The organism is Streptococcus hepaticus, from assembly GCF_043656315.1.
Classification (GTDB): domain Bacteria; phylum Bacillota; class Bacilli; order Lactobacillales; family Streptococcaceae; genus Streptococcus; species Streptococcus hepaticus.
Window position 1 is genome coordinate 19,309 of sequence record NZ_JBINIY010000010.1, and the last position, 22,358, is coordinate 41,666.

At 41.9% G+C, this 22,358-nt stretch carries 20 protein-coding genes, 1 other RNA gene and 1 pseudogene; 16 read left to right on the top strand and 6 right to left on the bottom strand.

The features are described 5' to 3' along the window. Positions 1-10 precede the first annotated feature (10 nt). A complete protein-coding gene (locus ACHUFA_RS08210) occupies positions 11-679 on the bottom strand; it encodes a trimeric intracellular cation channel family protein (protein WP_394405486.1) in 669 nt (222 codons plus the stop codon). Positions 680-913: 234 nt separating this feature from the next. Between ACHUFA_RS08210 and ACHUFA_RS08215 the strand changes: the two genes are divergently transcribed. The 6 genes from ACHUFA_RS08215 to ACHUFA_RS08240 all read left to right on the top strand — a co-directional run bounded on the left by ACHUFA_RS08215 (position 914) and on the right by ACHUFA_RS08240 (position 8,487). Then, positions 914-1,882 (top strand): thiamine pyrophosphate-dependent dehydrogenase E1 component subunit alpha, encoded by a 969-nt coding sequence (locus tag ACHUFA_RS08215; RefSeq protein WP_013730549.1) that lies wholly within the window; start codon positions 914-916, stop codon positions 1,880-1,882. A 260-nt stretch (positions 1,883-2,142) separates the two neighbouring features. Beyond that, positions 2,143-3,138, top strand: coding sequence for an alpha-ketoacid dehydrogenase subunit beta (locus ACHUFA_RS08220; RefSeq protein ID WP_394405489.1), 996 nt, complete (start codon positions 2,143-2,145; stop codon positions 3,136-3,138). A 120-nt stretch (positions 3,139-3,258) separates the two neighbouring features. Next, positions 3,259-4,647 carry a dihydrolipoamide acetyltransferase gene (locus ACHUFA_RS08225; RefSeq protein WP_394405491.1) on the top strand — a complete coding sequence of 463 codons (1,389 nt, stop codon included), beginning with the start codon at positions 3,259-3,261 and terminating at the stop codon, positions 4,645-4,647. Positions 4,648-4,854: 207 nt separating this feature from the next. After that, the gene (gene lpdA, locus ACHUFA_RS08230; RefSeq protein WP_394405493.1) at positions 4,855-6,609 is read left to right on the top strand and encodes a dihydrolipoyl dehydrogenase; all 1,755 of its coding nucleotides are present in this window, start codon (positions 4,855-4,857) and stop codon (positions 6,607-6,609) included. 229 nt (positions 6,610-6,838) lie between these two features. Beyond that, entirely contained in the window at positions 6,839-7,828 is a 990-nt protein-coding gene (gene lplA / locus ACHUFA_RS08235) for a lipoate--protein ligase (protein WP_394405495.1), read from the top strand. 110 nt (positions 7,829-7,938) lie between these two features. After that, positions 7,939-8,487, top strand: a complete 549-nt coding sequence (locus tag ACHUFA_RS08240) for an ECF-type riboflavin transporter substrate-binding protein (RefSeq protein WP_394405497.1) — start codon at positions 7,939-7,941, stop codon at positions 8,485-8,487. Between the two features lie 28 nt (positions 8,488-8,515). On the opposite strand, the gene ACHUFA_RS08245 is transcribed toward ACHUFA_RS08240, so the two are convergent. Next, entirely contained in the window at positions 8,516-9,112 is a 597-nt protein-coding gene (locus ACHUFA_RS08245; protein ID WP_222349479.1) for a hypothetical protein, read from the bottom strand. Continuing rightward, positions 9,096-10,433, bottom strand: coding sequence for a DUF3114 domain-containing protein (locus tag ACHUFA_RS08250; protein WP_394405499.1), 1,338 nt, complete (start codon positions 10,431-10,433; stop codon positions 9,096-9,098). Before ACHUFA_RS08250 ends, ACHUFA_RS08245 begins: the two co-directional genes overlap by 17 nt. A gap of 108 nt (positions 10,434-10,541) precedes the next feature. Between ACHUFA_RS08250 and trhO the strand changes: the two genes are divergently transcribed. The 6 genes and pseudogenes from trhO (at position 10,542) to ACHUFA_RS08280 (ending at position 15,852) form a co-directional block, all read left to right on the top strand. Continuing rightward, on the top strand, positions 10,542-11,528 hold the full coding sequence (gene trhO, locus ACHUFA_RS08255; protein WP_222349485.1) for an oxygen-dependent tRNA uridine(34) hydroxylase TrhO: 987 nt from the start codon (positions 10,542-10,544) through the stop codon (positions 11,526-11,528). A 53-nt stretch (positions 11,529-11,581) separates the two neighbouring features. Then, a complete protein-coding gene (locus tag ACHUFA_RS08260; protein WP_222349487.1) occupies positions 11,582-12,232 on the top strand; it encodes a uridine kinase family protein in 651 nt (216 codons plus the stop codon). Between the two features lie 46 nt (positions 12,233-12,278). Beyond that, a complete protein-coding gene (locus ACHUFA_RS08265; protein ID WP_222349490.1) occupies positions 12,279-13,949 on the top strand; it encodes an ABC transporter ATP-binding protein in 1,671 nt (556 codons plus the stop codon). Further along, entirely contained in the window at positions 13,946-14,779 is an 834-nt protein-coding gene (locus ACHUFA_RS08270; protein ID WP_394405502.1) for an energy-coupling factor transporter transmembrane component T family protein, read from the top strand. Before ACHUFA_RS08265 ends, ACHUFA_RS08270 begins: the two co-directional genes overlap by 4 nt. A gap of 206 nt (positions 14,780-14,985) precedes the next feature. Further along, a pseudogene (locus tag ACHUFA_RS08275) lies at positions 14,986-15,189 on the top strand (YSIRK-type signal peptide-containing protein); the annotation flags it as partial. A 129-nt stretch (positions 15,190-15,318) separates the two neighbouring features. Continuing rightward, complete coding sequence (locus tag ACHUFA_RS08280) at positions 15,319-15,852, top strand: hypothetical protein (protein ID WP_394405504.1); 534 nt, start codon at positions 15,319-15,321, stop codon at positions 15,850-15,852. Between the two features lie 253 nt (positions 15,853-16,105). Here ACHUFA_RS08280 and rsmG read toward each other — a convergent pair whose 3' ends face one another. From rsmG to recU, 3 genes are all read right to left on the bottom strand, one after another. Then, on the bottom strand, positions 16,106-16,819 hold the full coding sequence (gene rsmG / locus ACHUFA_RS08285; RefSeq protein WP_222349501.1) for a 16S rRNA (guanine(527)-N(7))-methyltransferase RsmG: 714 nt from the start codon (positions 16,817-16,819) through the stop codon (positions 16,106-16,108). 68 nt (positions 16,820-16,887) lie between these two features. Continuing rightward, positions 16,888-19,062: a penicillin-binding protein PBP1A gene (pbp1a, locus tag ACHUFA_RS08290; protein WP_318530408.1), complete on the bottom strand. Its 2,175-nt coding sequence runs from the start codon at positions 19,060-19,062 to the stop codon at positions 16,888-16,890. After that, positions 19,055-19,663, bottom strand: coding sequence for a Holliday junction resolvase RecU (gene recU / locus ACHUFA_RS08295; RefSeq protein WP_394405506.1), 609 nt, complete (start codon positions 19,661-19,663; stop codon positions 19,055-19,057). Before recU ends, pbp1a begins: the two co-directional genes overlap by 8 nt. A gap of 71 nt (positions 19,664-19,734) precedes the next feature. Between recU and ACHUFA_RS08300 the strand changes: the two genes are divergently transcribed. The 4 genes from ACHUFA_RS08300 (at position 19,735) to ACHUFA_RS08315 (ending at position 22,349) form a co-directional block, all read left to right on the top strand. After that, positions 19,735-20,268 (top strand): SLOG family protein, encoded by a 534-nt coding sequence (locus tag ACHUFA_RS08300; protein ID WP_394405508.1) that lies wholly within the window; start codon positions 19,735-19,737, stop codon positions 20,266-20,268. A 73-nt stretch (positions 20,269-20,341) separates the two neighbouring features. Further along, positions 20,342-20,671, top strand: a complete 330-nt coding sequence (gene gpsB, locus ACHUFA_RS08305; RefSeq protein ID WP_222349642.1) for a cell division regulator GpsB — start codon at positions 20,342-20,344, stop codon at positions 20,669-20,671. Positions 20,672-20,682: 11 nt separating this feature from the next. Then, an RNA gene (gene rnpB / locus ACHUFA_RS08310) (RNase P RNA component class B) lies at positions 20,683-21,050 on the top strand. Positions 21,051-21,185: 135 nt separating this feature from the next. Further along, positions 21,186-22,349: a THUMP domain-containing class I SAM-dependent RNA methyltransferase gene (locus ACHUFA_RS08315; RefSeq protein ID WP_222349644.1), complete on the top strand. Its 1,164-nt coding sequence runs from the start codon at positions 21,186-21,188 to the stop codon at positions 22,347-22,349. Positions 22,350-22,358 lie beyond the last annotated feature (9 nt).

The following is a 22,358-nucleotide window of genomic DNA, read 5'->3' on the forward strand; positions in this document are numbered from 1 at the left end:
AGGCTCTAAGTTATTTCTTAGAACCTTTTTCTTTTATAGACATATTTGGTAAATTGACATGGTATTTGATGACTAATAAGCGGATGATGAGGGCAACGAAAAATAATCCAGTATAAACAGGGATACGTGGTAGATGAAAATCTAATACGAGGATGTGATAAGCGATGCCTGCAAAGAGAGCAAGAACAGCGTAGACATCTTCTTTTAAAACAATAGGTGTCTCATTAACCAAGAGATCGCGTAAGATTCCTCCGCCAACACCTGTTAGAGTGGCTAGAATACCACTGGTCATGAAGTTGAGGTGCAGCTCTACACCAGCACTGGCTCCGATTAAGGCGAAGATTGCTAATCCAATTGCATCGAAAACAAGATTGGTTGTAGCTAGAAATCGGTACATTTGCTGATTTTTTAACTTATCAGCTTTTCGGGATACAACGACGACATACATAATGAGAGCAACAGCAATCGCTAGATAGATAGAAGTGGGATCCGTCAAGGCTGCTGGAATGCGAGCAGTCATCATATCGCGGATGATTCCGCCCCCGACAGCAGTTAGGATTCCTAAAAGTGTAATTCCGAAAATATCTAAATTTTTGTGGAAACCTTTGACAACACCAGAAACGGCAAAAGCGATGGTACCGATATAGTTACAGATTAAAAGAAATAACTCAAACTCCATGTCTTCCTCCAAGTGACATCTTATCATAAAATGAAAGGCTTTTCAAGATGGTTGTAAAGTTTGTGAAAGAAATAACTTAAGTGGAATATGTGAACATGGTCGACTTGATGAAAAGTCAGTGAGGACAAGGTTTTACTTGTAGGTTTGTATCTAAAAAGTTCAGACCAATTATTTGCCATTTGTGAAAGTTTGGTCTATCATAGTACAGAAAGAGAAAAACCTTTGGAGGAAATTATGGTATCTATCACAAAAGAACAACATTTGGACATGTTCTTGAAAATGCAACAAATCCGTGATGTTGATATGAAATTAAACAAATTAGTGCGTCGCGGTTTCGTACAAGGTATGACTCACTTCTCAGTCGGTGAAGAAGCTGCGGCTGTTGGACCTATTGCTGGATTGACAGATGAGGACATCATCTTCTCACACCACCGTGGTCACGGTCACGTTATTGCAAAAGGTATTGACATCAACGGCATGATGGCTGAGCTTGCTGGCAAGGCAACTGGTACATCAAAAGGCCGTGGTGGTTCGATGCACTTGGCAAATGTGGAAAAAGGGAACTTTGGTTCAAACGGTATCGTAGGTGGTGGTTACGCCCTTGCGGTGGGTGCCGCCCTTACGCAACAATACCTCGGTACAGATAACATTGTTATTGCCTTCTCAGGTGATTCAGCTACTAACGAAGGTTCTTTCCACGAATCAATGAACTTGGCAGCTGTTTGGAATTTGCCAGTTATCTTCTTTATCACTAACAACCGTTACGGTATTTCAACTGACATTTCTTATTCTACTAAGATTCCTCACCTCTACCAACGTGCTGCTGCATACGGTATTCCAGGTCACTATGTTGAGGATGGTAATGACGTTATTGCTGTTTATGAAAAAATGCAAGAAGTCATCGAGTACGTTCGTGCAGGAAATGGGCCTGCCATGGTCGAAGTTGAATCATACCGCTGGTTCGGTCACTCAACTGCCGATGCTGGTGTTTACCGTACAAAAGAAGAAGTTAACGAGTGGAAAGCAAAAGACCCACTTAAGAAATACCGCAAATACTTGACAGAGAACAAGATTGCGACTGACGAAGAATTGGATGCCATCGAAGCACAAGTTGCAGAACAAGTAGAAGCATCTGTGAAATTCGCACAAGAAAGCCCAGATCCAGACATCTCAGTAGCTTATGAGGATGTGTTTGTAGACTAGGGTGTGAAGACGTTAAAGAGGCGCAGAAAAATTAGGGAGTCAGCTAGTGATGCGGGCATCACTAATGGCTCATCTATTTTTCCAAGCCTCTAGTCTGAACCCAACTAGTAACGTAAGAAGTTTGACTAATCTCTAAAGAAGCAAGTCAAACTAGGGTAGCTCGAGTAGCTATGACGCTTGATTACAATGAAGTAATTGATTAGTTTTCTACATTTTACTTGTTACAGTAAAGATAAATTGATATAAATTAGGAGTAAAAAATGGCTGAAACAAAAGTAATGGCCTTGCGTGAAGCGATTAACTTGGCTCAAAGCGAAGAAATGCGTAAGGATGAAAAAGTATTCTTGATGGGTGAAGACGTCGGTATCTACGGCGGTGACTTCGGGACATCTGTTGGTATGTTGGCAGAATTTGGTGAAAAACGCGTTCGTGACACACCAATTTCTGAGGCTGCCATCGCAGGTTCAGCAGTTGGTGCTGCTCAAACAGGCCTTCGTCCAATCGTTGACTTGACCTTCATGGACTTCGTTACAATCGCTCTTGATGCTATTGTTAACCAAGCTGCCAAAACAAACTACATGTTTGGTGGTGGTTTGAAGACGCCTGTAACTTTCCGTGTAGCGTCAGGTTCAGGTATCGGTTCTGCTGCACAACACTCACAATCTCTTGAAGCTTGGTTGACACATATTCCAGGGATTAAAGTTGTTGCACCTGGTACAGTAAATGATGCAAAAGGTCTTTTGAAATCTTCAATCCGTGATAACAACCCAGTTATCTTCTTGGAGCCCAAAGCGCTTTACGGTAAAAAAGAAGAAGTAAACCAAGACCCAGACTTCTATATCCCACTTGGTAAAGGGGAAATCAAGCGCGAAGGTACTGACGTCACAATCGTTTCTTACGGTCGTATGTTGGAGCGCGTTATGAAAGCTGCTGAAGAAGTGGCTGCTGAAGGCATCAGCGTTGAAGTGGTTGACCCACGTACGCTTATCCCGCTTGACAAAGAAATCATCATCAATTCAGTTAAGAAAACTGGTAAAGTCATCTTGGTCAATGATGCTTACAAAACTGGTGGATTTATCGGGGAAATCGCTTCAATCATCACTGAAAGTGAAGCATTTGACTACCTTGATGCACCAGTTATCCGTATCGCATCTGATGATGTGCCAGTTCCTTATGCCAATATCCTTGAAAATGCAGTATTGCCAAACGTAGAAAAAATCAAGGCTGCAATTTACAAACAAGTGAACCGAGGCTAATCTATATTCTGTTACCAAGCAGTTGACAGACAACTTTCTTTGGTAAAAAGATTATAGTTTCCAATCTGGCAGGGCGAAAATCCTGCTAGATTTTACATGTTTTAGAAAGAAGGAAAATTCATGGCAGTAGAAATCATCATGCCAAAGCTCGGTGTTGATATGCAAGAAGGCGAAATCATCGAGTGGAAAAAACAAGAAGGTGATGTTGTCAATGAAGGCGATGTTATCTTGGAAATGATGTCTGACAAAACCAGCATGGAATTGGAAGCTGAAGAGTCAGGTGTCTTGCTTAAAATCGTTCGTGGAAATGGTGAAGTTGTGCCTGTTACAGAAGTCATCGGTTATATCGGTGCGGAAGGAGAAACAGTTGATGTGGCTGCAGCAGCAAGTTCAGCACCAGCAGCGGCTCCTGTTCAAGAAGCAGCACCTGCGCCAGTTGCTCCAGTAGCAGCTGAAGTAAAACCAGCCGCAGCACCTCAAGGTGGTGGAAAAGTTCGTGCAACTCCAGCTGCTCGTAAAACAGCTAAAGACTTGAAGATTGATTTGGGCAGTGTTCTAGGAACAGGTGCCAATGGTCGAGTTCACAAAGTTGACGTTGAAGACTTCAAGAATGCTCAGCCCAAAGCGACTCCACTTGCTCGTAAAATGGCAGCTGACAAAGGTATTGACTTGGCTCTTGTTGCCGGACAAGGTCATTCAGGTAAGGTAAGAAAAGAAGATATTCTTGCTTACATTGCTGCTCAAGCGCCAGCTACAGCACCAGTTGCGGCTAAGAAAGAAGAAAAACCAGAGAAAGAATTGCCAGAAGGCGTTGAAATCATCAAGATGTCAGCTATGCGGAAGGCAATTTCTAAAGGAATGGTTAACTCTTACCTTACAGCTCCAACCTTCACACTTAACTACGATATTGACATGACCAACCTCATGGCACTTCGTAAACAAATCCTTGAGCCAATCATGAACAAAACAGGTCTTAAAGTGACCTTTACTGACTTGATTGGTCTTGCAGTAACACGTACCTTGATGAAAGAAGAGCACCGTTATATGAACGCTTCTCTTATCAACGATGCACAAGAAATCGAATTGCATAAATTTGTTAACCTTGGTATCGCCGTTGGTCTTGACGAGGGTCTTGTTGTACCAGTTGTTCACGGTGCAGATAAAATGAGCTTGTCAGACTTCGTGGTTGCTTCAAAAGATGTCATCAAAAAAGCTCAATCTGGTAAGTTGAAAGGTGCTGAAATGTCAGGTTCAACCTTCTCCATTACAAACTTGGGTATGTTTGGTACCAAGACATTTAATCCAATTATCAATCAACCAAACTCAGCAATTTTGGGTGTGGCTTCAACGGTTCAAACACCAGTTGTTATCGACGGTGAAGTGAAAATTCGTCCAATCATGGCGCTTTGCTTGACCATTGACCACCGTATCATCGACGGTATGAATGGTGCTAAATTCATGGTGGATCTCAAGAACCTGCTTGAAAATCCATTGGAACTGTTGATCTGATAGAATAGCTATAGATTGAAAATTGGTATTTACGAAGCGAACGAAGTGAGCTAAAACGATACCTGTCGCTGTGGTGAAAAGAACAGCTCTTATGAAGAGATGTTCGAGACGCTAGGCTCAAAAATAAGTCGTGGAACCAATGGTTCGCTGGCGACCCCACCACCATAGACAAGTATAAAAAAGAAAGTTCTGAAAGGAAAAAATAAAATGGCTGTTGAAATTATTATGCCTAAACTTGGCGTTGACATGCAAGAAGGCGAAATCATCGAGTGGAAAAAACAAGAAGGTGATGTTGTCAATGAAGGCGATGTCATCTTGGAAATGATGTCTGATAAGACAAGTATGGAATTGGAAGCTGAAGATTCAGGTGTTCTTTTGAAAATCGTGCGTGGAAACGGCGAAGTCGTTCCAGTTACAGAAGTCATCGGATACATCGGTGTTGAAGGCGAAGTGGTTGGCGAATCTGCTGCACCAGCAGCAGCTGAAGTTGCTCAAGCTACTGCTGACTTACAAGCTGCAGGTCTTGAAGTTCCTTCTACACCAGCCGCGGCTGCCCAAGCACCTAAAGCTGACTTGGCCGCTAATGAATACGATATGATTGTTGTTGGTGGTGGGCCTGCTGGTTATTACGCAGCCATCAAAGGTGCTCAACTTGGTGGTAAAATCGCTATCGTTGAAAAATCTGAATTTGGTGGTACTTGTTTGAATGTCGGCTGTATTCCAACCAAGACTTACCTTAAAAATGCTGAAATCCTTGACGGTATCAAACATGCTGCTGGTCGTGGTATCAACTTGGCATCAACAAACTACACCATCGACATGGATAAGACAGTTGAATTTAAAAACTCAGTTGTTAAAACCTTGACAGGCGGTGTTAAAGGTCTTCTTAAGGCTAACAAAGTGACGATTTTCAATGGTCTTGGTCAAGTAAACCCTGACAAGACAGTCACTATTGGTTCTGAAACAATCAAAGGCCGCAGCATCATCCTTGCGACAGGTTCAAAAGTATCTCGTATCAACATCCCAGGTATCGAGTCATCACTTGTCTTGACATCTGACGATATCCTTGACCTTCGTGAAATGCCTAAATCACTCGCAGTTATGGGTGGTGGTGTCGTTGGTATCGAGCTTGGTCTTGTCTGGGCTTCATACGGCGTTGACGTAACTGTTATTGAAATGGCTGACCGTATCATCCCTGCAATGGATAAAGAAGTTTCTCTTGAACTTCAAAAAATCCTTGCTAAGAAAGGCATGAAGATCAAGACATCAGTTGGTGTTTCTGAAATCGTTGAAGCAAACAACCAATTGACCTTGAAACTTAACAATGGCGAAGAAGTTATTGCTGAAAAAGCTCTTCTTTCAATCGGTCGTGTACCACAAATGAATGGTCTTGAAAATCTTAACCTTGAAATGGACCGCAACCGTATCAAAGTTAATGAATATCAAGAAACATCTATCCCAGGTATCTACGCACCAGGTGATGTCAATGGTACGAAAATGCTTGCCCATGCTGCTTACCGTATGGGTGAAGTTGCTGCTGAAAATGCAATGCACGGTAACACGCGTAAAGCTAACCTTGAATTCACACCAGCGGCTGTTTACACACATCCTGAAGTAGCCATGGTTGGTTTGACAGAAGAACAAGCCCGCGAACAATACGGCAACATCCTTATCGGTAAAAATAGCTTTACAGGTAACGGTCGTGCCATCGCTTCTAACGAAGCACAAGGTTTTGTAAAAGTTATCGCTGATGCGAAATACCACGAAATCCTTGGTGTACACATCATTGGTCCAGCAGCTGCTGAAATGATCAACGAAGCTGCAACAATCATGGAAAATGAATTGACAGTTGACGAATTGCTCTTGTCAATCCATGGTCACCCAACCTTCTCTGAAGTTATGTACGAAGCCTTTGCAGACGTATTGGGTGAAGCAATTCACAACCCACCAAAACGTAAATAAATCATGATTTAGGTTTTACATCATCAAGAGTCTGAAACGGTTGTTTTAGACTCTTTTTGTGATGTTATACATTCAAAATGATTAGATGCGAGAAAAAGTGGAATGTATCAGTCGGCAACTTTCAAAGTAGGAGAAAAAGAAGTACTGGTTTCAGACACTTTTTTCCTGTTTTTAGATTTTTTCTGTTATAATAATCCTGTATACGCTAACAATATGAATAGGAGTTCCCATGAAATACATTGTCAATCAGTCAAATGATCCAGCTTATAATATTGCCCTGGAGGCTTATGCTTTTCGTGAATTGAAAAATATTGATGAAATTTTTATTCTCTGGATTAACGAGCCAGCTATTATCATCGGTAAGCACCAAAATACCATTCAAGAAATCAATAAAGAATTTACAGATGAGAAGGGTATTCATGTCGTCCGTCGTTTATCAGGTGGTGGTGCGGTTTATCATGATCTCAATAACCTTAACTATACCATCATTTCAAACAAGGCTGACGAGGGTGCCTTTGACTTCAAGACCTTCTCAAAACCTGTTATTGATACTTTGGCTAAACTGGGGGTTAAGGCTGAATTTACTGGCCGTAACGATCTTGAAATTGACGGTCAAAAGTTTGCGGGAAATGCTCAAGCCTACTTCAATGGCCGTATGATGCACCATGGTTGTCTTCTTTTTGATGTAGATATGTCCGTTCTGGGGCAGGCTCTTAAGGTCTCTAAAGACAAGATTGAGTCCAAAGGAGTTAAGTCAGTCCGTGCTCGCGTAACCAATATCATCGATCACTTGGAAAATAAGATTACCGTCCAAGAATTCAGCGATGCTATTCTGAACCAAATGAAGGAAGAATATCCTGATATGGATGAGTATGTCCTCAATGCAACAGAATTAGCAGCTATTCAAAAATTACGCGATGAGCAGTTTGCGACTTGGGATTGGACTTACGGAAAAGCGCCAGAATATACAGTAGAACGTGCTGTTCGCTACCCAGCTGGTAAGATTACTTCTTACATCAAGACAGAAAACTCAGTCATTGAGTCTATCAAGATTTACGGGGACTTCTTCGGGATTGAAGATGTGGCAGATATTGAAAATCTCTTGGTTGGTACTCGTTATGAATACAAAGATATCTTGGAAAAACTGCAAACGATTGATACAACTCGTTACTTCTCACGCATGACAGTTGAAGAAGTAGCCAAAGCGATTGTTGCTTAAGGATAAGAAAATACAAAGTACAAATAAAAAATCATCTATTGGTCAAATAGGTGATTTTTCGCTATAATAGAGAAGTTCTTTGGACAAATAGGAAATATGTAGGAGTAAAAATGAAAAATAATTCAATTAAAACAGTTGTAGCAACTGGTATCGGAGCAGCCCTCTTTGTTGTCATTGGTTTGGTCATCAACATCCCGACCTTTGTACCCGATACCAATATCCAACTTCAGTACGCTGTTCAGTCGCTATTTTCAGTTATTTTTGGGCCAGTCGTTGGTTTTCTGATTGGTTTTATTGGTCATACGGTGAAGGATTCAGTGACCTATAGCCCATGGTGGTCTTGGATTTTAGCTTCTGGTGTAGTTGGACTCTTGATTGGTCTGTTGAAAAATCGCTTGCGCGTGGAAGAAGGGATTTTTACTTCTAAGGATATCTTGCTCTTTAACGGTACGCAGATTGTGACCAATATCCTTGCTTGGGGGCTTGTAGCGCCGGTCTTAGACATTGTCATTTACCACGAGCCAGCTAATAAAGTTTTTGTACAGGGATTGGTTGCGGGGATTGTGAATGCGGTGACGATTGGTGTAGCAGGAACGCTGTTGATAAATGTTTATGCGAAAACTCGTACCCAATCAGGAAGTCTCTCTGTTGATGAATAATAAAGAAAAGGAATAACAGTTTGAATTGCTAGTCCTTTTTGTTTGCCTTTGTATAATTAGCAAGGAATTCTGCACTAGACTTGGCGAGTTTGGCAGAAGAAGGAATGACTTGGAAGTTATCATCATCAGCACCTAAAGAGACCATATAGACGCCATCTTTTTTGATAAGCTGGGCTTGGTCTTCGAAATTACCTGTCAGTGCGGTCTCCGTTACTTGAAAATAGGTCTTCTTTTTGACATCGGCCAAGGTTTCAAAGAAGATGCTGATTTCTTTGGTTGGTTTGAGGTAGATATTGTCTCCTTCACGCTTATATTCCCCTTGATAATAGTAGAGAGCTGGGTAAATCTGGTCAGGATAATTTTCCTCCTGCACCTCTTCCAGTTCTTCCTGACTTTCATAATCCGTATCGTCAAAGAGATAAACATAGTGCTGCTCATCAATCAGGGTTAGCTCACCGTAGATTTCATAGGTTTTACCGATTTCCAACTGGCTTACGGCTGCTTCTTTTATTTTTTTAGAAATAGGTTTCTTAGGCGACAGAGCCTGTCCGACAAATACTCCTAATGCAGTGACAAGAAGAAGCCCTAGGCTGATGAAAATCATTGGTTTATTTGACTTGCGCATTGGTTTTCTTAGCCTCCTCTACTAGTTTTTGAAATGTTTGAATGCTGTCCTTGACTCTCTGCGAAGCGGATTGGTTGTCAATGGCAAAGTTGCCTTTCGGATTGAAGTAGGAATTTTCCCATTTTTGCCGTTGGGTTGCAGCTTCTGGAGATTTTAGGCTGTTTGGTGTACGGTAGTGCAGTCCTGTTTTCTCGGAAAAATTTTTCCGAAACTCAGGATCGTGTACACGAATGGGTTTGACGTCCAGAGTACGGTGCAAGGCATTGTTTTCATTGGCATAGTTGTAACTAGCCCCGTTGACAACCCCATTTTCTGTGATTTTTTCAGCATCAATTTCATTGAGGAAATTTCCAGCTTCATCGAGGATAAATTCACTGTAGAAATCCATGACAATCTTGAAGTTGACCTGGTTGATATTGTCAGGACGGTGGATTTTCACTAGACCAGTCCCATCAATGGTTACGGCAACCTTGTTGTGAAGGCGAGCGGATTCCCCATAATTATAGTCATAGTAGTAGTCAGAATTGACGATGCCGGCTTCTTCCAGGAAGGAATTCATTTCATCCATGTCCTTCATGTAAATAGCCAGAGCTTGAGCGTCTGTCATGCCCTGTTTTTTGTAATTTAACCGCACCCATTGTGCTTGTTGCGAGGAAATGACATAGCGGAACTGATGAATTTTCCGTGCTAAAATATCCTGTTCATCGGCCAAGGTATTTTTAGGAAAGGCTACTTGTACAGTGTTGGAAAAATATTTCCAGAAGTTATCATCTGGTTCCAGTTGGTCGTCAAATGTAGCAATTAATTTTTGAGTTTCCTTAGGCTGACCGGACAAGTCTTCCGGCATGCCAACTAGCTCCATGGCTTTTTCGAGTAAGGCGCGAGCAGACTTAGCAGATTTTTTGTAGCCTGAATGGCGCCAGAGATCTGTATAGGCAGTGGAACCAAAGTTTTTGGTCTCTGCAAATCGCTGGTCCAAGTAGCTACCAACGGTTTCGGTCTTGGTTTGACGGTCCATTTGGTAGAGGTAGCCCTTCCAGATGGCCTGATTTGACCAGCCTAGTTCTTGTAAGTTTTTGATGTGCTTGGTCAGTTTAGCAGTGACCTTTTCCTGCTCTTCAGCTGTCATCAAGGCTTTGTGGATAGTTGCATAGACTTGAGGTGCCTGTTCCAGTGCTTTTTTAGTGGGCAACTGGCGGATATATTTGAAGGGAGAGGCGGATTTATCGTCTTTGAGTTCCATTTTATAGAAGAAATAACCTGCCACCATACCTATCCCAAAAACGATGAGTGTGATGAGTAAAATCCATTCTTTTTTCATAGTTTAAGTATAGCACAGGCCTAGGATTTTCAGTCAAATTATTTCCTATCTCCAACCAAAATCGGTACAATAGAACAATAACATTAAAAGATTGAGAGAAATTAGAAAATGTCAAACGATATTCGTGTATTGCTATATTATAAATATGTTCCTATTGAAAATGCCAAAGAATATGCTCAAGTGCACTTGGATTTTTGTAAATCAATTGGACTGAAGGGCCGTATCTTGATTGCGGATGAAGGAATCAATGGTACCGTATCTGGTGACTACGAAACAACTCAAAAATACATGGACTGGGTGCATAGCGATGAGCGTTTTGCGGATCTCTGGTTCAAATTCGATGAAGAACCACGCGATGCTTTCAAAAAAATGTTTGTTCGCTACAAGAAAGAAATCGTTCACTTGGGACTGGAAGACAACGATTTTGACAGCGATATTAATCCACTTGAAACAACTGGTGAATACCTCAATCCGCAACAGTTCAAGGAAGCTCTTCTTGATGAGGATACAGTCGTTCTTGACACACGTAACGATTACGAGTACGACCTTGGTCATTTCCGTGGTGCGATTCGTCCAGATATTCGTAACTTCCGTGAATTGCCACAATGGGTGCGTGACAACAAGGAAAAGTTCATGGAAAAACGCGTCGTTGTTTACTGTACAGGAGGCGTTCGCTGTGAAAAATTCTCTGGTTGGATGGTCCGTGAAGGATTTAAAGATGTTGGTCAGTTGCACGGCGGTATCGTGACTTACGGAAAAGATCCAGAAGTCATGGGCGAACTTTGGGATGGTGCTATGTATGTCTTTGACGAGCGTATATCTGTACCCATCAACCGTGTCAACCCAACTGTGATTGGACGTGACCATATTACTGGTGAAGCTTGTGAACGTTATGTTAATTGTGCTAATCCATACTGTAATGAACAAATTTTCATGTCTGAAGAGACAGAAGCTGCCTACGTTCGTGGTTGTTCAGCAGAATGCCGTGCCCATGAACGCAACCGCTATGTAGCTGAAAATGGCTTGACGCGACAAGAATGGGCAGACCGCTTGGCAGCTATCGGCGAAGAATTACCAGCAACAGTTGGTGCCTAATAAAATAAAGACAAATCAGCTGGTCTGGTTTGTTTTTTTGTTATACTAGAAATATGAAAAAAGAAGAATTACTGCAGGCAATCGCAGCTTTTTGTAAAGAAAAAATCTCTCCAACCATTCGTATCTGTGGTCATGGAGGTTCAAGAAAGTCAAACTTTGCAGAAGAGTTGACGGTCTATCTGGGAGCAGATAGAGTTAATCTCCCTGAGGGTAATCTCTATGTCATTCCTGGTCAGATAAGTAAGCAATTATTTCTGAAAGCTGACCAAGATGGTCACTTGGTCGATGAAGCCATTACAGCCTGTCATCCTGCCCGGCACGAGCTCATTAGCCTTAAGCGAGACATTGCTATGTTAAAAAGAGGCATGGACTTGCTGACGCCTGACATGCCTTGGAAGAAGGAGGAGGTGCTGAGAGGGTCCAAGCCAATTCTTTTGGTAGAAGGAATGTCACCAACATTTCTGGATAAGGACTTGTTTGACTTGCCCATTTTCATCTACACTGATGCAGAAACAGAATTGTCTCGTCGGCTGGCGCGTGATGTAGCTGAAAGGAGGCGTATTCCAGATTTTATCCAGAAAAATGCCGACCGTCGTAGACGACAGTACCAAGCTTTCATGGAGTCATATAAGGAGGACTTTGATATTATCATCAATCAGTCAGCCAATCAATTTCTAGTTGAGGCGGTTTCCTTTCCAAAATAAGGAAGTCAGCCTTTTTTATTGCCTATTTTTGCGCTATAATAGGTACATGAAAAAAATCATCGAGTTCAAGGATTTTAGCTTTCAATACCAGGCCCAGCAGGAGCCAACCTTGAAGGAAATCAATCTAGAAATTTATCAGGGCGAAAAAGTCTTGATTTTGGGACCGTCGGGCTCAGGTAAGTCTACTCTTGGACAATGCCTGAATGGGCTGATTCCCAATACTTACAAAGGAAAATCGAGCGGAGAGCTCTTGATCAGGGGTCAAGAGGCTTTTAGCATGTCGATTTATGAAAAATCCCTTCTGGTTTCGACAGTCTTGCAAGATACGGACGGTCAGTTTATTGGCTTGTCAGTCGCAGAGGATTTGGCCTTCGCCTTGGAAAATGATCAGGTAGCGCCATCACTTATGCGGGAGCGCGTGGCAGATTGGGCTGAGCGTTTGGAGTTGGAAAATCTGCTGGCGCACCGTCCGCAAGACCTATCAGGTGGACAAAAGCAGCGGGCTAGCTTGGCAGGTGTCCTTATTGATGAAAGTCCGATTTTGCTTTTTGATGAGCCGCTTGCGAATCTCGATCCGCAAGCTGGTCAGGATACCATTGATTTGATTGACCGCTTGCATAAGGAAGAAGGAACGACGACCATAATCATTGAGCACCGCTTGGAAGATGTCCTTTATCGTTCGGTGGACCGTATTGTTCTTATGAGTGACGGTCGTATTGTCTTTAATGGTCATCCAGATGAGCTCTTAGCCACCTCGCTCTTAGCTCAACATGGCATTCGAGAGCCTCTCTACATTTCCACCTTGCGCGCCTTGCATTACCCAGTGGAAGAAGCTTACCACCTCAGTCGTTTGGATCAGCTGGATTTATCCGGTCTTGAAAAGCCTCAACTTCCTTTTTTTGATGTCAATGAAAATAAGAGAGAAATCTTGCTGGAAGCAGAAAATCTTTCCTATGCCTATCAAGCTGACCTTGTTTTGGACAATGTTAGCTTCCAACTTCGTAAGGGCGAACGATTAGCAATTGTCGGAAAAAATGGAGCAGGAAAGTCTACCCTAGCCAAGGTTCTTTGTGGCTTTTTAGAGGCTAAGGGGACGGTTAGATGGAAGGGACAGTCAATCTCGGCCGACTCTGTCAAAGAGCGGGCTGAACGAATTGGCTATGTCCTGCAAAATCCAAACCAAATGATCAGTCAAACTATGATTTTTGATGAGGTCGCAATGGGTCTACGACTCCGCCGAATTCCAGAAGAAGAAGTGGTGGAGCGTGTGCATGCAGTCTTGAAAACCTGTGGACTCTATGCTTACAGAAAATGGCCGATTTCCGCTCTGTCTTATGGTCAGAAAAAACGTGTCACAATTGCGTCAATTTTGGTCCTCGGTCCAGAAATTATCTTGTTAGATGAGCCAACTGCTGGTCAAGACCAACGCAATTATACTGAAATTATGGAATTTCTGAACGAGCTCAATCATCAAGGTCATACCATTATCATGATTACTCATGATATGCAGCTGATGCTGGATTACTCGGATAGAGCTCTGGTCATGGTGAACGGTCAGATCATCGAGGACGCCAGTCCTGCTGAGATTTTAAGCGATTCAGTCGTTACACGCCAAGCCAATCTTAAAGAAACAAGTATCTTTGTATTAGCCAAGCGCATGGGAGTGGGTCCCTTGCAATTAACCTATCTCTATATGGAAAAAGGAGGTTGCCAATGAGTCAAAAAAGTCTAATCGGCTACCAAAAAGGAGATAGCTTTATTCATGGTCTATCAGCCGTTTCCAAATTGCTAGCCTTTCTTGTTATTTCTATCTTGGTCATGGTGACCTACGATACCAGATTGATTTTAGGCTTGGGATTGCTCTCGTTAGTCTTCTTCAAGCTGTCTGCGATTCGCCTAAAGAAAGTTTCTTTTGTTTTGGCGCTGGCTATTGTTTTTGCATTATTAAATGTGGTCATGGTCTATCTTTTTGCTCCTGAATACGGTGTAGAATTATACGGCAGTAAGGCGCTTTTATGGCAAGGAATTGGATCCTATACCGTGACTAGTCAAGAACTCTTTTATTTGTTAAATCTAGCTCTCAAGTATTTTTCAACAGTGCCCCTGGCTTTAGTGTTTTTGATGACAACTCATCCCAGCCAGTTTGCTTCCAGTCTCAATCGAATTGGTCTATCTTACAGGATTGCCTATGCAGTTAGTCTGACCATGCGCTACATTCCAGATATTCAAGAGGAGTTCTATACGATTCGTCTCTCTCAGGAGGCGCGTGGGCTTGAATTATCGAAAAAAGCTCCTCTTTTACAACGAATTAAGGGAAACCTCGCTCTCGTTACTCCGCTGATTTTTTCATCATTAGAGCGAATTGATACCGTTTCAACGGCTATGGAATTGCGCCGTTTTTGGAAAAACAAAGCACGGACCTGGTACAGTTACCAAGCTATGAAAATAGTGGACTGGCTGGTTTTATTCCTTCTTCTTATCTTGATTTGTCTCACAATTGGACTTTTTTTCGTCAATCAGGGCAGATTTTACAACCCATGGGCTTAGATGAAATAGGAGAATCAACAAACTTTCAATTAGGAAGTTTGTTTTTTTATGCATATACAAAGAATACATCCGGTAATGTAAGAAATTGAACTTATATATTTATTTGATCCATGAAATGATTTTATAAAAGGTATAAAAAATTAGACTCAAATTGTTTGGGTCAAAAGGAATATATATGAAAAAAAGGACAGGAAAAGAACCTTTTCAAAATGCAACAGCGCTTTGGTATCCGTAAGTTTACTGTTGATGTCGTCTCCGCCCTGATAGGCCTAGGACTAGCAAGTGCAGGACTAACACATCCAGTCTTGGCAGAGGAGATGGGTAAGAGACCGAGAGTGATTACGAAAGAGCAGGAAAAAGATAAAGATTTTTATGAGAATTTGGATAAATTATTAGCCTATAAAAAATAATAATGTACCAAAAAAATTCCGCGATGTTGCTTGGTCAAAATATATTAGTTTAGCTGCTACTGGTGAAAAAGTAATCTCTCCAGAAAATAAAACAAAAGTTCAAAATGAATTGAGTCTCTTGAGTCTGCTTTGCAGCAGAATCGCGATCGTTATTTTAAATTAGCAGATGAACTGCTTGCGCTGACAAAAGATATGAATATTCCTGAAGATATTCGTGAGAAAGTGACAAAAGCTACCATCTCAAAAAAACTAGCTGGTTTATCAGATGGACTAGAGGCAGTCGGTAAGAATGACTCAAAAGAACATGACCGACAATTAACAGTTCTTGGCTTGTCAGAGGGGATTTCAGTAGCTACGGAAACAATCGATAAGCAGGAGCGCGGTCGTCAACTAGCAATTCTTGGTCAATTTGGCGCAGGCATTTTAGATGCAGCAGACAAGATTGATAAATCCGAGCGCAAATGCCAGTTAGGTATTCTTAGTTTATCAGATGGTCTTCGTGAGGCTGCTAAGGAAGATAAGTCAGAGTACGATCGTCAGCTGAAACAGAAGAAGATGCACAAGAATCTGCCCATCGAGTTATTGCAGCAATCGGTGAAATCGAAGTTCCGAAGTCAGAACAATCAGCAACTGCAACCGAGACCCCACAAGCTCAGCCAGTAGGAAAATCTATTTCAGGAACCAATTCAACTAAGGCGAAACCAGAATCAACTGAGAAGAAACTTCTTCCAAGAACAGGAGACAAGACACCATTCGCCCTGTATGAACTAGGTTTTACACTAGCTTTGATAAGCTTGGTCTCAGCACTTATTACAAGTAGAAAAGAAAGCAACTAATCGAAAGCAGCAAAAAATCCCTCGAGCGAGGGATTTTTTGCTGCTTGAATGACAGAAAAGACCGAAACAAGCTTTCGATCTTAGAGTGGTCTCTTGTTAGGCAATCCTGCCTTACGAGGGTATTTGTTCGGCGTTTCTTTTTTCTTTTCGACAATCGTCAAATTACGGGGGTCACCATTTGGAAGGCTATAGTCAACATTTTCCAGCACCTTGGCAAAGAGAAGAGAGAGAGCATTTTTTGCTTCTAGTAATTCGTCTCCAGCATTTGAAGCTTTCAGAGCAATCAAGCGACCATTGACTTTGAGGTAAGGAATTGTCAACTCAGACAGGACTTGCATACGGGCGACAGCGCGTGCGGTTACTAAATCGAACTGGGCACGAAAAAGTTTGTCTTGGGCAAAATCCTCTGCTCGTCCGTGATGGAAATGCACGTTTTCTAACCCTAATTCCTCCGCGAGTAAGTTTAGGAAATTGATTCGCTTATTGAGAGAGTCGATAATAGTCACATCCAGATTTGGATAAATAATTTTCATAGGAAGGCTAGGAAAACCTGCTCCCGCGCCAATATCCAGCAGACGAATGTTTTCATTCTTAATATGTCCTTGCAAGATAGGCGCAATAGAATCGTAGAAATGCTTTAAGTAAACTTCTTCAAGCTCCGTAATGGCTGTTAGATTAATCTTCTGATTCCATTCGACTAGGAGTTCAAAATAGCGCTGAAACTGTTGCTTTTGATGTTCAGTGAGGTGAATATTTGCTTTTTCTAAGGCTTGATAAAATTCTTCTGGTTTCATATGACTATCTTACCATAAAGCAGATAAAAATGAAAAACATAGAAGTCGTTGGACTTCTATGTTTGGGTTTATTGACCTGTGGTAGCTTGAGTACTTGTTGAAGTTGCTTCGCTAGTGGAGGTGGTTGTTTCTGTAGCCTCGGTACTAGTTGTTTCAGCAGTGCTTGCTGAACTGCTTGTGCTAGTCTCTTCTACAGATGAACTACTTGAGCTGTATGTTGTACCGTAACTTGGATAACCGTAGCTATTTCTAGCAGTGTAACTTCCTGTTTTTCCGCGCATGTAGAGGTAGATACCAGATTGGTAAAGACCATCAGGTATTTCCCAGTCAGTAGCTGTTTCTACAGGATTGAGGTAGCTCATCATGTTGCGATAAACGTCAGTAGCAACTAACATTCCATTGTCTAGAACAGGTGTGGCACGGTTGGTGTAACCAGTCCAAACAGCCATAGCATACTTGGTTGAGAAACCAACAAAGTTTTCATCTGGCACAACCATGGTGCTATAGTTAGCAGCTTCGTTATTAGCTAGAATATTAGTAATTTCATCATCTGAGTAGTTAGAGGTACCCGTTTTACCAGCCATAGGCACACCAGATACGGCACCGTTGAGACCATTTCCATAGGTCATAACAGACTTCAGTGTATCTGTTATGATATAGGCTGTTTCAGCAGACATAACTGTTGTACCTTCTGGAGAGTATTCGTTGACAGTATCGTCACTGAAGACAATCTTGTTGACATAGTATGGCTTGTTGTAAGTTCCACCATTGGCAAAAGAAGCGTAGGCAGCAGCCATTTTTTCTGTGCTTGCTCCGTATTTGCTGTTGGAATCAGTTGTATTACTTGAAATGGCATTTGAATAGAACAATTCAGGGTAAGAGATTCCCACACTGTTTAGGAAGGCATTTGCCTTGTCTAAACCAGTAGCTTCGAGCATTTTTACAGCAGGAACATTCCGAGAGTATTGCAAGGCTGTCCGGAAAGTAATATTGCCATAATAGCTGTGGTCCCAGTTGTAGACAGGTGTTGTAGAACCAGGATAATTATAAGGACCGTCCACGATGATATCAGCTGTAGAAGCCAAGACACCATTCTCAAAAGCAGGAGCATAGTCTGTCAATGGTTTCATAGTAGAACCGAAGTCACGGTTGGTTTCAACCGCCTGGTTGGTTCCGAAGGAAACGCTGCTAGACTGGTTTCGAGAACCCAATTGGGCAACGACGCGACCAGTTGTAACATCAACAACGGTAGAAGCAACTTGTAAGGTGTCATCGGGATAGTTTACATAATCAACAGAATTGTAGATATCCCACAATTGCTTTTGAGCGGCAGCATCTACGTTAGTGTAGACACTCATACCAGTTGTTAGAAGATTATAGCCTGTTTTTTCTTGAACTTCTTCGATAACTTCTTTGAGGTAGTTATCCATGTAAGCTGGATAGGCAGCAGTTGAAGAAAGTGATTGCAAACCGTCAGTTACAGGTGTTGCAACAGCTTCCTTGTATTGCTTTTCAGTGATGTATTTTTCATCCAACATCTGTGAAAGCACTAGGTCACGGCGGTTTTTAGCTGCTTCTGGTTGTGTGTAAGGATCATATTGGTTGGGTGCTTGAGGCATCCCAGCTAAGAGGGCTAATTGGGCTAAAGAAAGCTGAGCTAATTCCTTGCCGTAGTAAGTATTGGCGGCTGTTTTCATACCGTAGTTACCATTAGACATGTAGACCTTATTGATATAGTAGGTCATGATTTCTTGTTTGGTATTTCGGCGTTCTAACTGCATAGCCAGCCAAGCTTCTTGGATTTTACGCTTGATATTTTGATCCTGTGTAGAAGTTGAGAAATAGGTCAATTTGATGAGCTGTTGATCGAGCGTCGATCCGCCTTGCAAGCTGTTTCCTGTTAAATTATGGAGAAAGGCGCCAGCGATACGGACCACATCGACCCCGCGGTGATTGAAGAATCGTTGGTCCTCAATCGAGACGATGGCGTTGACTAAGTCAGTCGGGATTTCAGAGGTTTTAGCATTAGAACGCTTTTCTGAGCCCAAATCTGCAATGAGTTCTCCATCCTTGTCATAAATCTTGCTGGATGTGGTTGCTGTCAAGGCTTTTTCTGTCAAAGCGGGTGCAGATGAAAGATAGTAGGCAGCGAGTCCTGCACCTGCCAAGAAGACAACTAGAAATCCTGTAAGAAGCACATTGGCTGCAAGAATAAGGATTTTTTTAAGGTTCGTATTATTCAATAGATTCACCACCTAAAAGATTTTTTTCAACAATTTCGAGATAGGGAAGACTAGGAAAACTTCCCATCATGATTTTAAAGCCGTGCTGACGAATATAATCCAACGGCATAGAGCGACTACCTTGGTCAATCTTATAAAAATCAATCAAGGGTTTGGCTGGCAGAAGATAGGTTTCCTTCAAACTTGAAAAATGAAGGAGAACAAAACAAATGCCATCTTGCTCCAGTACTTGGTGCATGTGTTCAATTTGGTGAGCGTGGAAGTTTTTCATGGGCATAGCAGTTTTCTGGCGAGTTTCCTTGGCTTCAAAGTCAATATAATGACCACGAAAAACACCAGAATAATCTGTCGTAGAAGCTTGTCTAAAGTAGGCTTCTACAATCTTTGCCCGAGTTCTCTTAGGATAATCTACTTTTACAATTTGAACAGGTGTCGGCTTTTTGTGAATAACAGCATACTTGTGAGCCAGATAATATTGATTGCTATCGTTGATGGCAGCTTCAAAGCTCATTCCACGGTTGGCAAAGTCCACTTGTTTTTGTTTTGTAACTTTTGAGGGATGCGAATGCATTTTCCGAATCCCATGTGGATAATTGACCATATGACTCCTTCTTGATAGACTATTATCAGCATATTATAACATAAAATAAGAAGTAGGTTCAAGTAAAGCGCATGAAGACAGTACTAGTATCAGGCTATCGTCACACAGATTTGGGAATTTTCTCAGATAAGGATAAACGACTTCCAGTTATAAAAAAAGCTATTCGAGAAGATTTGATTCGCCTGATGGAAGATGGCGCGGAATGGTTTATTTTTACTGGAAATTTAGGCTTTGAATCTTGGACCTTAGAAGTGTTGAAAGACTTGCGTCAAGAGGGATATACTTGCCAATTAGCGACGATTTTCTGCTTTGAAAATCATGGTGAGAACTGGAATGAAAGCAATCAAATCAAATTAGCAGCCTTTAAGTCAGTTGATTTTACCAAGTCAGCTTTTCCGTCTTATCAAAATCCAGGACAATTTCGAGATTACAATCGTTTTCTCTTGGATAATACGGATGGTGCTTATTTATTTTACGATAATGAAAATGAAACAAACTTGAAATATTTGGTTCACGAGATGGTAAAAAAAGAAGGCTATACTAGAAAAACGCTTACCTTTGATAGACTGAACGAAGTTGCTGAAAAAATTGAAGAAAATGAGTGATTTAGCTTGATTTTTACTCTGAATTTTTAATATAATAGAGCTAGCGACATTTTTATAGAATGAGGAGTGAGGAATGGCAAGTATTAAGTACACAACTAAAGACATTTTTGAGCAAGATTTCAAAACAAGTTTCCGTGGTTACGACCAGGATGAGGTAAATGATTTCTTGGATGACATCATGAAAGATTATGATGCCTATGAAGCAATTATCAAAGAATTAAAGGGTGAAATTGCTCGCCTCAAAGCCGTTTCTGCAAATAGCTCACGTCCAAGTTCACCAGTTGTTGAAACAACAGATACTTTGCGTACAGAACGCACATCATCTGCGACAAACTTTGACATCTTACGTCGTTTGAATCGTTTGGAAAAAGAAGTCTTCGGCAAGCAAATCGCTCAAGACTAAGTCAATGTGCAATTTTTGGATAATCGCGTGGTAGTTGACTACCATGAGGAAAGTCCATGCTAGCACTGGCTGTGATGCCGGTAGTGTTTGTGCTAGGCGAATGCATAAGCCTAGGGACGTCTTCGGGCGTTACGGCGACCGAAAGGGCTAAGTCTTCGGATACGTTTGAATAGGTCTGAAAGTGCCACAGTGACGGAGTTTTCAGGGAAACCTGAGAAGTGGAACGCGGTAAACCCCTCAAGCTAGCAACCCAAACTTTGGTAGGGGCATGGGAAAAACGGAAAAATAAAGAACGGATTTCCTGACTGGAAACAGTAGACAGATGATTATCGAAGGTGGTAGTGCCTAGTACCACTGGAACAAAACATGGCTTATAGAAAATTGCATAATAGGTATAGTCTAGGACGAAAGTACCTAGACTTTCTGATTTTAGAGGAATGTATCAGGGAGTGGCTGACAGTGTTTGATTTGATAGAAATCGGCGGGTAGCCCTCCCTTTTGAAATAGAGGACATATGAAAAAACAATATCAACTAATCGCGACAGCAGCGGCAGGACTTGAAGCGGTTGTAGGGCGTGAACTGCGTGATTTGGGCTATGAATGCCAAGTGGAAAACGGTCGTGTTCGCTTTACAGGAGACCAAGGGGCAATCATGGAAACCAATCTCTGGTTGCGTTCGGCAGATCGCATTAAGATTGTGGTGGGACAGTTTCCAGTGCGCACTTTTGAGGAACTCTTTCAAGGTGTTTTTGGCTTGGATTGGGAAAATTACCTGCCATTGGGCTGTAAATTCCCCATTTCAAAAGCCAAATGTGTTAAGTCAAAACTCCACAATGAACCGTCTGTGCAGGCTATTTCTAAAAAAGCTGTAGTCAAGAAATTACAAAAACATTTCTCACGTCCAGAAGGTGTTCCTTTACAAGAAGTGGGAGCAGAGTTCAAGATAGAAGTGTCTATTTTGAAGGATGTGGCAACGGTTCTCATTGATACAACAGGTTCTAGTCTCTTTAAGCGTGGTTACCGTGTCGAAAAAGGCGGTGCCCCTATCAAGGAAAATATGGCAGCAGCCCTTCTCCAGTTATCCAACTGGTATCCAGACAAGCCATTGATTGATCCGACATGTGGTTCGGGAACTTTCTGTATTGAAGCCGCTATGCTGGCACGCAATATTGCGCCAGGTCTCAAACGTTCTTTTGCTTTTGAAGAATGGAATTGGATGGATAAGGCTCTGATGGAGCAAAAACGCAAAGAAGCACAAGCTGCCATTAAATCGGATTTGCAGCTGGATATCGCCGGTTCAGATATTGATGCCCGCATGGTGGAAATTGCTAAGAAAAATGCCTTTGCAGCCGGTGTAGAAGATGATATCATCTTCAAGCAAATGCGCCTGCAGGATTTACATACGGATAAAATTAACGGAGTTATCATCTCCAATCCACCTTACGGGGAACGACTTTTGGATGATGAAGCGATTGTTAGCTTGTACCGAGATATGGGACAAACCTTTGCTCCATTAAAAACATGGTCTAAGTTTATTTTGACAAGTGATGAATTGTTTGAGCAACGTTATGGCAACTTGGCAGACAAGAAGAGAAAATTGTACAACGGAACCTTGAAAGTTGACCTTTATCAGTATTTTGGTCAACGGGTGAAGCGGGTTCAAGCCGAAAAAGAATAGGAGGCAGTG